Genomic DNA, 12,927 nt, shown 5'->3' on the forward strand with positions numbered 1-12,927 from the left:
TGGTGTTCCCGGCCGGCTGGCTGGCCGAGCACCCGCTCACCCTGGCCGACCTGGAGCAGGAGCAGGAGTTTTTCCAGGCCGCCGGCTACCAGCTCACGGTGACCGACGCCACCTGACGGAGGCGCCGCTCAGGCGCCGCCGGACAGGGCCTCAAGCAGCGCCTGCTGGGCCAGGAACGGGGCCTCGTGCTCGGCCCGCTGCACGCGGCGGTAGATGCCGTCGCCGTGCAGCTCCCAGGCCTGGCCGTTGTCGCGCAGGTAATACTCCAGACCCTGCTCCAGCACCTGCGCCTTGAGCGCCGGTTCGTTGACCGGGAAGGCGGTTTCCACCCGGTTGAACAGGTTGCGGTCCATCCAGTCGGCGCTGGAGCAGTACACCAGGTCCTCGCCGGCGTGGTGGAAATGGTAGATGCGCGTGTGCTCCAGGAAGCGGCCGATCACCGAGCGCACGCGGATGTTCTCCGACAGCCCGGGAATGCCCGGGCGCAGGCAGCAGATGCCGCGCACGATCAGGTCGATCTGCACGCCCGCCTGGCTGGCCCGGTACAGCGCCCGCATGATCTGCTCTTCGGTGAGCGAATTGAACTTGGCGATGATGCGGGCCGGCTTGCCGGCCAGGGCCTGTTCGGTTTCGAAATCGATCCACTGCACCAGGCTCGGGTGCAGGGTGAACGGCGAGTGCTTCAGCTGCTTCAGGCGCGCCGCCTTGCCCATGCCGGTGAGCTCCTGAAAGATCTTGTGCACGTCCTGGCACAGGCCTTTTTCCGCCGTCATCAGCCCGTAATCGGTGTAAATCTTGGTGGTTTTGGTGTGGTAGTTGCCGGTGCCCACATGGGCATAGCGCTTGATGCCTTCGCCGTCGCGGCGCACCACCAGCAGCATCTTGGCGTGGGTTTTGTAGCCCACCACCCCGTACACCACCATGGCGCCGGCCTCCTGCAGGCGGCGCGCGCCCTCGATGTTGGACTCCTCGTCGAAGCGGGCGCGCAGCTCCACCACCGCGGTGACTTCCTTACCGTTACGGGCGGCGGTCTCCAGGTGGTCCAGAATCTCCGAGTTGGTGCCGGTGCGATAGAGCGTCTGCTTGATCGCCAGCACCTTGGGGTCGCGGGCCGCTTCGGCGAGCAGGTTAACCACCGGTGAAAAGCTTTCGAACGGGTGGTGCAGCAGGATGTCGCCCTGGTCGATGGCCTCGAAAATGCTCTCGTGCTTTTTCACCGCCGCCGGCAGTTTGGGGCTGAACGGCGGGTAGTGCAGGCGCGGCCGGTTGACGCTGGTGAACATGCGCGCCAGGTTCACCGGGCCGTTCACCTCGTAGGCGTCCTGCTCGGTCAGTTCGAACTGCTCCAGCAGATACTCGATCAGGTCGCGGGGGCAGTTATCGGCCACTTCCAGGCGCACTTCGTCGCCGTAGCGACGGGACAACAGCTCGCCCTTCAGCGCGCTGGCCAGATCCTCCACGTCCTCGTCCACTTCCAGGTCGGCGTTCCGCGTTACCCGGAACTGGTAGCAGCCGGTGGCCTTCATGCCGGGGAACAGGTCGCTGACGTGGGCGTGGATCATCGAGGAGAGGAAGATAAAGTTGTCGTTGCCGTCCTCGCAGATCTCTTCCGGCAGCCGCATCAGGCGCGGCAGGGAGCGCGGCGCGGGCACGATGGCCAGGCCGGTGGAGCGGCCGAAGGCAGCCGTGCCGTCCAGCGACACAATGAAATTCAGGCTTTTGTTCACCAGCCTCGGGAAGGGGTGCGCCGGGTCCAGGGCGATGGGCGTCAGTACCGGATAAATCTGGTCGCGGAAGTACTTTTTCACCCACTCGGTCTGCGCCGGCGTCCAGTCCTCGCGGCGCAAGAAGTGCACGCCTTCCTCGGCCAGCGCCGGCAGCAGGATGTTCTGCAGAATATGGTACTGACGCTGCACGGCGTCGTGGGTCACGCGGGCCACCTCGGCCAGCACTTCCTCGGCGAGCATGCCGTCCGGGCCCGGGCGCCCGGTGCCGGTTTCCAGACGGTTCTTCAGGCCCGCCACGCGAATCTCGAAGAACTCGTCCATGTTGGAAGAGAAGATCAGCAGGAAATTGAGACGCTCCATCAGCGGGTGATGCTCGTCCATGGCCTGCTCGAGTACCCGTAGGTTGAACTGCAGCAGGCTCAATTCCCGGTTGATGTAGAAGTCCTGATTGCTCAAATCGGGGCCCTGGATACCGGTGTTGGCGTTCATTGCGAGTCCTGAGCTTGGATGCGGAAGGACCTATTGGATGACATTAGCATGACAAGAGGATGACAAGGATCCCTCTTCACTTGCCAGGAATGATAAGTATAATGCGAACGATTATCGTTAGTGGCTTGTCAGCCAACTGTCATTCCTGGGGAAACATCATGCTCAATCAAGATTTCGCCGCCGCGGCGGCTCTGATCACGCTGCTGACCGCGCCGGCGCTGGCCGCCGCCCAGCAGGAGAACAACGCCGGTACCCTGGCGCCGGTGGAAGTGGGCGCCGAAGGCCCCGCCGATGACGGCTACATCAACGTCGACAAGCCGGCCTCCACCGGCAAGCTGGACGTACCGGTGGAGCGCCAGCCGTTCTCCATCGAGACCGTGGACCGGGAGCTGATGGAAGACACCGGCGCCAAGAATATCCAGGATGCCCTTTTGTACACTCCGGGCGTCTATTCCGGTGGTTTCGGCTTCGACACCCGGGTCGATTCCGCCAAGGTGCGCGGTCTGGACCCGTCCTATTATGTGGACGGTCTGCGCTCCGCTTACGGCTTCTACAACAGCGTCCGGCCAAACATCTATACCCTTGAGAGCATCGAGGTGCTGAAAGGTCCCTCGTCGGTGCTCTACGGGCAGGCCGAGCTGGGTGGCATCATCAATGCCGTTTCAAAGCTGCCCAAGGCCGAGCGTCAAGGTGAGCTGTGGGCTCAGGTGGGCTCTTTTGATCGCAAGCAAATCGCCGCGGATGTCACCGGGCCGCTTTCCGAGGACGGAAAGCTGTTGTACCGCCTGGTGGCACTCAAACGTGACAGTGGTACCCAGGTGGATTACGTCGACCATGACGGCTATGTGTTCGCGCCGTCGTTGACCTGGCTGCCGAGCGACGACACCACCGTATCGCTGCTGTTCAACAGCCAGGAAAACACCGGTGCGGTGTCGGCTCAGTTTCTGCCCACGCAGGGCACGCTTGAGCCCGGCCCGCTGGGCGATATCGGTTCCGAAACCTTCGTCGGTGAGCCCGATTGGGATCGTTATGACCGTCGTAAGGATGAAATCACGCTGTTTGTTGATCACCGCCTGAACAGTCAGTGGGGTGTTTCCTTCACCAGCCGTTATTCGGAGACGGAAACCGAAACCCGTGAGCACTGGGCTGCGATCGGCGTGCCGCCGGCCGCTGACGGCACTATCGGGCGTACCATCTTCATGTCGGACAAGGGCACCGAAGTGCTTAACTTCGACGCCCGTCTTGAGGGCGATGTGGCGCTCGGCCCGACCCGTCACAATCTGGCCATTGGGGTGGACCGTCAGGACGCGCTATGGACGGAAGATAATAGCTTCACCGGAGTCGGTTCGCCGATCAATGTGTATGACCCACAGTACGGCAATGTTAATTACGCGGTGCTTGACCCTCAGGACGCTAACGACAACGAAATCAAGCAAACCGGGGTGTACGTGATCGACCACATGGAGATTGATCGTGTTGTGGTGTCCGGTGCACTGCGCTACGACGACAGCACCAACACCACCCTTGGCGTCAACGGCGTCGATACCGAATCCGAAGACACCGAGACCTCCGGGCGCCTGGGCCTGATGTATCGCTTCGACTTCGGTTTGTCCCCGTACGTCAGTTATTCGGAATCGTTCGTGCCGAACCTGGGCGTCGACGGCCTTGGCCAGGGGCTGGACCCCACCACCGGGGAGCAGCGCGAGGCCGGTATTAAGTACCTGTCCCCTGAAGGCGATCTGTCCGTCACGGCGGCCTGGTTCGATATCGAGGAAACGAACCGCGTGGTTCAGGGCGGCAGCCCGCAAAGCGTGGAGCAGACTGGCGCCACCGTGGACGGTTGGGAGCTGGGCATCACGAAGCGGCTGGGCAATCTGTCCTTGCTGGCCAATTACACCAGCCTGGACGCGGTGGACGACGAAACCGGTGAGCGGCTGCCGTATGTGGCCGAGGAGGTCGCCTCCACCTGGGGCAAATACGAACTGGAAAACGGCTTCCGCTTCGGCGCCGGCGTGCGTTACTCCGGCGACACCGTGGGCGGTGGCGGGGGCCCTGAGATCTCTTCGGTGACGCTGTATGACGCCATGATCGGTTACCGCACCGGTCCCTGGGACTTCAGCGTGACCGGCAAGAATCTGGCGGACAAGGAGTATGTCTCCTGGTGTCGCGGCGAGGGTCTGGATTGTGGCTACGGGGAGCGTCGCACGATTCTGGGTGACGTCCGCTATAACTTCTGAGCTGTAGGAGCGGGCCCCGCCCGCGAAAGGCCGGCAAAGCCGGCCGGCAGGATGCCAGAGAGCTCAGGTATCCCGCCGGGAGCTTCGCTCCCTTTCGCGGGCGGGGCCCGCTCCCACAAGGCCCGCTCCCATAATACTTATCTTTTCTGTTCGGCCAGCTTGATGGCGGCGGCCTTGGCGAAGTAGGTCAGGATGCCGTCGGCGCCGGCGCGCTTGAACGCCAGCAGCGATTCCAGCATCACCTTGTCCTCGTCCAGCCAGCCGTTCTGGAACGCCGCCATGTGCATGGCGTACTCGCCGCTCACCTGGTAGGCATACACCGGCACCTTGAACTCGTCCTTCACCCGGCGCACCACGTCCAGGTAGGGCATGCCCGGCTTCACCATCACCACATCGGCGCCTTCCGCCAGGTCCAGCGCGATTTCGTGCAGCGCCTCGTCGGAATTGGCCGGGTCCATCTGGTAGGTGCTTTTGTCCGCCTTGCCCAGGTTCGCCGCCGAGCCCACCGCGTCGCGGAACGGGCCGTAATAGGCGGAGGCGTACTTGGCGGAGTAGGCCATGATGCGGGTGTTCGGAAAGCCATGGCCTTCCAGGGCCTGGCGGATCTCGCCGATGCGGCCGTCCATCATGTCCGAGGGCGCCACCATGTCGGCGCCGGCCTCGGCGTGGGACACCGCCTGCTTGACCAGGGCGGTGACGGTGACGTCGTTAAGCACATAGCCGTCCTCGTCGAGGATGCCGTCCTGGCCGTGGGTGGTGAACGGGTCCAGGGCCACGTCGGTGATCACGCCCATCTCCGGCACCGCCTCTTTGATCGCCCGGGTGGCGCGCTGGGCCAGCCCGTCCGGGTTCCAGGCTTCGGCGCCGTCCAGGCTTTTCACCGCCACCGGCGTGACCGGAAACAGGGCCATGGCCGGGATCCCCAGGTCCGCCAGCTGGCGTGCTTCCTCGCACAGCAGGTCCACGGTCATGCGCTCGACGCCGGGCATCGAGGGCACCGCTTCGGTGTGGTTTTCGCCGTCGAGGACGAACACCGGGTAGATCAGGTCGTCCACGGTGAGGGTGTTTTCGCGCATCAGGCGGCGGGAGAAATCGTCCTTGCGCATGCGGCGCATGCGGCTGGCCGGCCAGGGGGCACGGTTGAAAGACATGGGCCGAACCTCTCGATGGGAAGGGATAACGAATGGGAAACGCAGTTTACCAAGCCGGCGCGGCAAGGGGAAAACGAGCCGGCGCCACGCTCTATAATGGCGTTATTGTGCCATAAAACAATTATTATGACGGACAATATGGTGATATAGTGCGGAAATGGATAATAAATGTACAGCGCAGATCTTTGTGGGCGGTGCGTGGCGGGACGCGGCGGTGATCAGCCTGGCCGGCCCCGAACACCAGGGTTGGCGCACGCCCACCTACACCACCTACTTGCCGGATTACGCTCTGGATTATCTGGGGCGTCGTGACGCCGCGGCCTGTGGGGTTCGTTTTCCCGTATCCCTGGAAATTGATGACCAGGACACCTGGCCGGCCTGGCTGTTGGACGTGTTGCCACAAGGCTACGGGCGACAGGAGTTACTGCGCCAGTTGGACCAGCCGGCCACCGTTGAAGCCAGTGGGGACTGGCCGTTGCTGAGGGCCGGCGCCGGCAATCCGATTGGCAACCTGCGCATCAAGGAAGCCTGGGACTGGCTGGCCGAGGGGCAGGCCGGTCCGGCACGCGGGTTCCGCTTTGACGAAGTGGCGGGCCGCCATGAAGATTTCGTGGAGCATCTGGCCGGGCACGGCCTGTTCGTGGCCGGTTCCTCCGGTGTCCAGGGTGAGTGGCCGAAGATTCTGCTTACCGAGGCCGACAACGGCCTGCTTTATTTGGATCATACCTTGGAGGACAGCCGTGCCCGGCGTCATTGGTTGGTCAAATTCCAGCGCGGCACGGACCGGGACCTGGAAGCCATCCTGCGCGCTGAGGCCCTTTATATGGCGTTGGCCCGGGCGTTGGGCCTGCGCGTTCACGGCGCTCTGGAGATGCACGGACGCACGCTGTTCATCCCGCGTTTCGACCGCGGCGTTGATGGTGGCGGCGTGCAGCGGATCGCCCAGGAGAGTCTCGCTTCGTTATGTGGCCGGGCAGGCTTCGGTCTCGGTTTGCAGCATGAAGACGCCTGCCGGGCTCTGGCCGAGGTGGTCACCGATCCGCAAACGGAAATCATTGAATACCTTAAGCGTGACGTCGCCAATCTGGCGTTGGGTAACAAAGACAACCACGCCCGCAATACGGCCATCGCCCGGTATCAGGATGGCCGTATCGCGTTGACCCCGGTGTTCGATTTCGCGCCCATGTTTCTGCACCCGGACGGGATCGCCCGGCAGAGCCGTTGGCACGCCGATAACGGCGGGCAGCCGGACTGGCAGGACGTCACGGAAGCGTTGGCGGCGGCGGGCAACCTGGAGGCCGGCCTGTTGCGACGCGCACTGCGGGACATGGCGCCCTGTCTGCGGGGGCTGCCACAACGCATGGGCCTGCTCGGCGTGGACGCGGACCTGGTGGCAAGGCTGCGACCGGGTATTCTGAAACTGGCGGACCAACTGGAGCGTCTGCATGGATAAGCGCTACGCCCAAATGAGCCCGGCGGAGCAGGTCGAACGGCGTCGCGAAGTGCTGAGCCACATTCAGGCCAGACCGGAGCTGTCGGTGGATCAGGTGGTCTCTCTGCTGCGCGGCGAGCTGCGCTTCACCTTGAGTGAATACAGTCGACTCACCGGCGTGTCCGCGCGAGTGATTCAGGATATTGAACAGGGCCGCGGCAACCCCACTCTGGGCACCGTGGAGAAATTACTGGCGCCGTTCGGGCTCAAGCTCGCGGTGGTGTCGTCCCGAGCGCCACGATTGATACAGGGAGGGGAGTAACCCATGGGCCGTTGGCGACCGAAAGGCAAACCCGCCTCCAAATACATCACGCCGGAGGGTTACCGGCGTCTTAACGAAGAGCTGCAGCGGCTCTGGAAGGAAGAGCGGCCGCCGATCACCAAGTCGGTGCAGGAGGCCGCCGCCCAGGGCGACCGCTCGGAGAATGCCGAGTATATTTACGGCAAGAAGCAGCTTCGCGAAATCGACCGGCGCATCCGCTTCCTGAGCAAGCGTCTGGACGGCATGAACGTGGTCGAGCGGGCGCCGGAGGATACCGGTAAGGTGTTCTTCGGCGCCTGGGTGGAAGTGGAGGACGACGACGGCAAGGTCGAGCGCTTCCGCCTGGTGGGCCCCGACGAGGCCAATGGCAGCCGTGGCGAGATCAGTGTCGACGCGCCGTTGGCGCGGGCCTTGCTTGGTAAGCGGGTGGACGACGAGGCCTGGGTGCGAACCCCCAATGGCGAACGTTGTCTCTACGTCAACCGAATCTGGTATTCCTGAAACCCCGGCAACGGAGCCGCCGCGCGCCCATGGAAAACGATAACCGTATCTGGTTCTTTATCCGCAAGTCGCTGTTGGGCGGGCTGCTGATTCTGTTGCCCATCTCCATCATCGCGTTCTTCTTTAAATGGATTTACGACGCCGCCACCGGTTTGATCGCGCCGTTCACCGGCCTGGTGGTGCGTTTCTTCGGGCTGCCCAAGTTCGCCGCCGACTGGGTGGTGGTGGCGGTGCTGGTGGTGTTCTGCTTTCTGGTCGGCACCCTGGTGGCCACCAGCCTGGGCAGCTGGCTGTGGCAAAAACTGGAGAAGCGCGGCATGGAGCGCCTGCCGGGGTACCGGCTGGTCAAGGAAGTGACCATGCAACTGTTCGGTGGCAGCCAGGACAGCCTGATGCGCGGCGAAGTGGCGAGGGTGTGGCTGTACGGGCGTCAGGTGCCCGCCACGGTGCTGGGCTTGATCACTTCCCGTCACGAGGACGGCCATCTGTCCGTGTTCGTGCCCACCGGCCCCAACCCCACTTCCGGCTTTATCTATCACGTCCATGAGGACCTGGTGGAGCGGCGGCCGGACATTCCGGTGGAGCAGATGATGAAAACCGTGGTGGCCTGCGGCGCCGGCAGCGCCGCGCTGCTCAGCAAGGAATAGCTATTCGGTTTCGGCGTCTTCCAGGGCCTGCATCGCTTCCAGAAGCGCCATCTCCGACTCTTCGTGGCGGCTTTTCAGGTCGCCCTGGCGGCTCAGTAACTCGCTGAGCTCGCCTTTGCGGGCCGGGTCGGTGTAGAGGGTTTCGTCGCCCAGCGCGGTTTCCACCTCGCTCAGTTCGGTGTCCAGCCGGTCCAGTTGTTTCTCCAGCTTGTCCACTTCCTTCTTCAGCGGTCTGAGCTGTTCGCGCAGGCGGGCGGCGTCTTGGCGGCGCTGCTTGGCGTCGTCCTTGCCGGCGGCCTTGTTGTCGCCGGCCGGTGCCTTGGCCTCGCGGCGCGACTGTTGCAGCCAGCGGGCGTAGTCGTCCAGGTCGCCGTCGAACGGGCGCACGCCGCCCTCGGCCACCAGCTGGAATTCGTCCACCGTGGTTTCCAGCAGATGGCGGTCGTGGGATACCAGCACCACCGCGCCCTCGAAGCTTTGCAGCGCCATGGTCAGCGCTTCGCGCATGTCCAGGTCCAGGTGGTTGGCGGGTTCGTCGAGCAGCAGCAGGCTGGGCTTCTGGTGCACAATCAGCGCCAGGCCCAGGCGCGCTTTTTCGCCGCCGGAAAAGCGGCCCACCGGGTCGAACACATTGTCGCCGTGGAAACCGAAGCGCCCCAGTTCGTTGCGCAACTGCTGCTCGCTCCAGTTGGGGTGCTGGCGGTGGAGCAGCTGATAGGGGCTTTCGTCGGCGGCCAGCCGGTCCACCTGCTGCTGGTGGAAGTAGCCGACTTTCAGGTCCGGGTCCCGCTGAACGTGGCCGGAGAGCGCCGGCAATTCGCCCATCAGGGTGCGGATCAGCGTGGACTTGCCGGCGCCGTTGGGGCCCAGCAGGCCGACCCGCGATTCCGGGCGCAGGCTCATGGAAACCGCGCTCAGGATGGTGGTGTCCTGGTAGCCGCAGGCGGCGTTCTCCAGCAGCACCATGGGGTTGGGCAGTTTGAGCGGCGTCTTGAAGTCGAATTCGAAGCCGGAATCCACGTGGGCCGGCGCGATGCGCTCCAGCTTTTCCAGGGCCTTGATGCGGCTCTGCGCGGCTTTGGCCTTGGTGGCCTTGGCGCGGAAGCGGTCGATGAACTTTTGCATGTGCGCCACCTGCGCCTGCTGCTTGTCGTGCAGCTTCTGCTGCAGGGACAGCTGCTCGGCGCGCTGGCGCTCGAAATCCGAATAATCGCCGGCGTAGCGCTTCAGGCGCCCGTGTTCGATGTGCAGGATTTCCGACACGGTGGCGTCCAGGAAGGCGCGGTCATGGGAGATCAGCATCAGGGCGCCGGGGTGCTGCACCAGCCACTGCTGCAGCCAGAGGATGGCGTCCAGGTCCAGGTGGTTGGTGGGCTCATCAAGCAGCATCAGGTCGGCGTCGCTGATCAGCACCTGCGCCAAGTTAAGGCGCATGCGCCAGCCGCCGGAAAAGGCGCTCACCGGCTGTTGTTGCTGGCGGTCCGAGAAGCCCAGGCCGGCCAGTAAGGCGGCGGCGCGGGCCGGCTGCTCCCAGGCGCGCAGCGCGTCCAGTTCGGCGTGGGCGCGGGCGATGCCGGTGTTGTCCTCGCTGTCCTGGGCCTTGGCCAGGGCCGCCTCCCAGTGCCGCAGTGCCTGGTTACCGTCAAGGACATACTCCAGCGCCGGCTGCGCCAGTGCCGGCACTTCCTGCACCATCATCGAAAAACGCCAGTCGGCGGGCCGCTGCACGTTGCCGCCGTCGCTTTCCAGTTCGCCCATGATCAGCTTGAACAGCGAACTCTTGCCGCTGCCGTTGCGGCCCACCACGCCCACGCGCGTGCCTTTGTGCAGCACGAAGCTGGCGTCTTCGAGCAGCAGCTCCGGGCCGCGGCGCAGATTGATGTGTTCCAGGGACAGCATGGTATAAGAGGCCTTGGGATCGGCGAATTGCGGACCGGCGCAGTGTATGGCAAGCGTCGGAATAACAGAAGGGCCGGCGGCGGTGACCGCCCGGGAGGACACCATGAAGGAAGCGCCACTGTGGCGTTTCGCGTTACGGCTGTGGCGCGACAAGCGTATCGAGCGGGTGTGTTTGCGCCTGCAGGACGAGCACGGCGTACCGGTGGCGGTGTTGCTCACCGCGCTCTGGCTCAGTGATGCCGGGCGCCGGCCGGACCCGGCCCTGGGCCGCCGGCTGCTGGCCTTCGCGGAGCAGTTCGAGGCCGACTACCTGCGCCCGCTGCGTGCGGTACGACGCCGGGCGGCGGACGGGCAGGGCACGGTGGAGCTGAAACGTCAGATCCAGGAAGCGGAACTGGAAGGCGAGCGTCTGTTGCTGGAACAACTCAGCCGCCAGGCGCAGGCGCAGCCCGGCGGACAGTCGGTATCGGCGCTGAGCTGGTTGTTCGTGGTGGTGCCGGAAGCCGGGCAGTGCCAGTCGCTGCAGGCCGGGTTGGAAGAACTGGCGGCGCTCAGCGAAAGCCAGGCAGTGTCTGAATAAGGTGTCGCTGCACCTCCAGCCATTCGCCGATCAACCGCCAGTGCCGCTGGTCGACCTCATGGCGGGGGTCTTTCTGATCGAGCATGCTTTCCCCGTGGCTCATTGACTGCACGTACTGCTGGGCGTCGCGCAGCGTGATCAGGTAGGGAATCTTCAGGCTGGCGAGAAACTGGCGCAGGGTTTCGTAGGTGCGCGTGCGGGTACGCGCCCGGTTGGCAATCACCGCCAAGCGTCGGGGGCGGCGCTGATAGCTGGGCGCCAGCATCACGTTCTGCACGAAGCGGGTGGTGGCGCGGATGTCGATGGGGCTGGGCAGCACCGGGATCAGCACGATCTGTGACACGCGGAGCACATGGTCCAGGGTGTGGCGGTCCATCCCCGCCGGCGAGTCGATCACCACCACGTCGCGGGCCTTCTGCATCTGATCCTGCAACCGCCCCAGCGACACCGGTTCGTCCGTCGGCCAGCCGAGCGCTTCCACGCGTGGGTCCTCGCGCAGCCGCACCCACTGGGTGGCGGACTGCTGCGGATCCAGATCCAGCAACGTCACCGCCTGCCCGGAATGGGCGAAATAAGCGGCCAGATTGGTGGCCAGCGTGGTCTTGCCGCACCCGCCCTTGCTGTTGGCCACCAGGATCACCAGACGCCGGTCGTCCTGACGCGCCACGCGGCGCGCGGAAGATGGAGCCAGAGTAGGGTCGGTACTGTTATTTGGCATAGTGGTTTGCCCCCTATTCAACACTATAACCCGCTGATGGACGTTTTCGTGAATCCCGCTTTTGACAGAAACCTCCGTACAGGCACAATGAAGCCCTCTTCGACGGGGAATCGGAGGCCCGGCCGGGATATCCGATGGCCGGCGAGGGAACCAATCGCGGTGAAACGCGGTCAGGCGTTATCTGAGCACCTTTCATTGTTTTGGCTGGCGCGACGCTACGCGAAGCTGGCAGTATGGCCAGATTCCGCCGCCGGGTGTGGAGGTGCAGTCCGTTCATGCAGTAGCGCCGACCGTAATGACCGCGAAGGAAATGCGTGGGGAAGGACCGCCGGCGCAGAAAAAATAAACGTAAGCCAATGGAGGCATAATGAAAAAGTTCGCAATCGTGCTCGCCGGTACCGTGATGCTGGCGGCTTGTGGTGGAGAAAAGGACAAGAGCGCCGACGTGGAGCTCAAGAGTGAAGACCAGAAAGCGTCCTACGCGCTGGGCTTCCGCAGCGCTGAGCAAATGAGCGCCATGGAAAATCTGGACCTGGACGCGATGGTCGCCGGTCTGCGTGACGGTTTCGGTGACGAGCCGGAATCCCGCCTCGGCGAAGACGCGGACATGGACCAGCTGATCCGTGATTACCAGACCCGCATGATGGAAGCCCGCCAGAAGAAGATGGAAGAGCAGGCCCAGGCGAATCTGGAAGAAGGCCAGGAATTCCTCGATGAGAACGCCGACAAAGACGGCGTCGAGGTCACCGACAGCGGTCTGCAGTACCAGGTGCTGGAATCCGGCGACGAGGGTGCCCAGTCACCCACTCTGGAAGACACCGTGGAAGTGCACTACAAGGGCATGCTGCGCGACGGCACCGTGTTCGACAGCTCCATCGAGCGTGACAAGCCGGCGGTGTTCGGTCTGAAGCACATTATCCCCGGCTGGCAGGAAGCACTGCCGATGATGAAGGTCGGCGATAAGTGGAAGCTGTTCCTGCCGCCCGAGCTGGGCTACGGCGAACAAGGCGCCGGCGGCGACATCTGCCCCAACGAGGTGCTGATCTTCGAAGTCGAGCTGCTGGACGTGAAAGACCAGGGCGACAAAGAGAAGCAAGCCGAGGAAGGCGCCGACGCGGCTGAATAATCCGCGCTAGCCCGACCCGAAAAAAAGCCACGCTCCCGCAAAGGAGCGTGGCTTTTTTGTGCCTGGCCGATGGCTTAGGGCGAGAAATTTTGTGGGAG

11 protein-coding genes are annotated in these 12,927 nt (G+C 64.0%); 7 read left to right on the top strand and 4 right to left on the bottom strand.

The genetic code is table 11. From position 1 onward, the window contains the following. Window positions 1-128: 128 nt before the first annotated feature. On the bottom strand, window positions 129-2,216 hold the full coding sequence (gene ppk1, locus ACEQZD_RS10565) for a polyphosphate kinase 1 (protein ID WP_370185347.1): 2,088 nt from the start codon (window positions 2,214-2,216) through the stop codon (window positions 129-131). 158 nt (window positions 2,217-2,374) lie between these two features. Between ppk1 and ACEQZD_RS10570 the strand changes: the two genes are divergently transcribed. Then, window positions 2,375-4,453: a TonB-dependent siderophore receptor gene (locus tag ACEQZD_RS10570; protein ID WP_335628119.1), complete on the top strand. Its 2,079-nt coding sequence runs from the start codon at window positions 2,375-2,377 to the stop codon at window positions 4,451-4,453. Between the two features lie 137 nt (window positions 4,454-4,590). On the opposite strand, the gene hemB is transcribed toward ACEQZD_RS10570, so the two are convergent. Next, window positions 4,591-5,604 (bottom strand): porphobilinogen synthase, encoded by a 1,014-nt coding sequence (gene hemB, locus ACEQZD_RS10575; protein WP_370185349.1) that lies wholly within the window; start codon window positions 5,602-5,604, stop codon window positions 4,591-4,593. A 157-nt stretch (window positions 5,605-5,761) separates the two neighbouring features. On the opposite strand from hemB, the gene ACEQZD_RS10580 reads away from it, so the two are divergent. From ACEQZD_RS10580 to ACEQZD_RS10595, 4 genes are read left to right on the top strand one after another with little or no spacing between them, the layout of a single operon-like run. Beyond that, complete coding sequence (locus tag ACEQZD_RS10580) at window positions 5,762-7,057, top strand: type II toxin-antitoxin system HipA family toxin (RefSeq protein WP_370233356.1); 1,296 nt, start codon at window positions 5,762-5,764, stop codon at window positions 7,055-7,057. Next, entirely contained in the window at window positions 7,050-7,358 is a 309-nt protein-coding gene (locus ACEQZD_RS10585) for a helix-turn-helix domain-containing protein (protein WP_142947505.1), read from the top strand. The genes ACEQZD_RS10580 and ACEQZD_RS10585 overlap by 8 nt, the downstream gene beginning before the upstream one ends. A gap of 3 nt (window positions 7,359-7,361) precedes the next feature. After that, window positions 7,362-7,859: a transcription elongation factor GreB gene (greB, locus tag ACEQZD_RS10590; protein ID WP_370185353.1), complete on the top strand. Its 498-nt coding sequence runs from the start codon at window positions 7,362-7,364 to the stop codon at window positions 7,857-7,859. A 29-nt stretch (window positions 7,860-7,888) separates the two neighbouring features. Beyond that, on the top strand, window positions 7,889-8,506 hold the full coding sequence (locus ACEQZD_RS10595) for a DUF502 domain-containing protein (protein WP_142947503.1): 618 nt from the start codon (window positions 7,889-7,891) through the stop codon (window positions 8,504-8,506). On the opposite strand, the gene abc-f is transcribed toward ACEQZD_RS10595, so the two are convergent. Then, complete coding sequence (abc-f, locus tag ACEQZD_RS10600; RefSeq protein WP_370185355.1) at window positions 8,507-10,405, bottom strand: ribosomal protection-like ABC-F family protein; 1,899 nt, start codon at window positions 10,403-10,405, stop codon at window positions 8,507-8,509. Window positions 10,406-10,508: 103 nt separating this feature from the next. Here abc-f and ACEQZD_RS10605 point away from each other — a divergent pair, with 103 nt between their 5' ends. Beyond that, entirely contained in the window at window positions 10,509-10,985 is a 477-nt protein-coding gene (locus ACEQZD_RS10605; RefSeq protein WP_214014121.1) for a TIGR02444 family protein, read from the top strand. On the opposite strand, the gene ACEQZD_RS10610 is transcribed toward ACEQZD_RS10605, so the two are convergent. Next, window positions 10,957-11,703 carry an AAA family ATPase gene (locus ACEQZD_RS10610; RefSeq protein ID WP_370185357.1) on the bottom strand — a complete coding sequence of 249 codons (747 nt, stop codon included), beginning with the start codon at window positions 11,701-11,703 and terminating at the stop codon, window positions 10,957-10,959. The two genes, ACEQZD_RS10605 and ACEQZD_RS10610, sit on opposite strands and share 29 nt — an antisense overlap. A 367-nt stretch (window positions 11,704-12,070) precedes the next feature. On the opposite strand from ACEQZD_RS10610, the gene ACEQZD_RS10615 reads away from it, so the two are divergent. After that, entirely contained in the window at window positions 12,071-12,829 is a 759-nt protein-coding gene (locus tag ACEQZD_RS10615; RefSeq protein ID WP_370185359.1) for an FKBP-type peptidyl-prolyl cis-trans isomerase, read from the top strand. Window positions 12,830-12,927: the final 98 nt, after the last annotated feature.

Origin of the sequence: Alloalcanivorax sp., from assembly GCF_964221125.1 — a bacterium.
Taxonomy (GTDB): Bacteria; Pseudomonadota; Gammaproteobacteria; order Pseudomonadales; family Alcanivoracaceae; genus Alloalcanivorax; species Alloalcanivorax venustensis.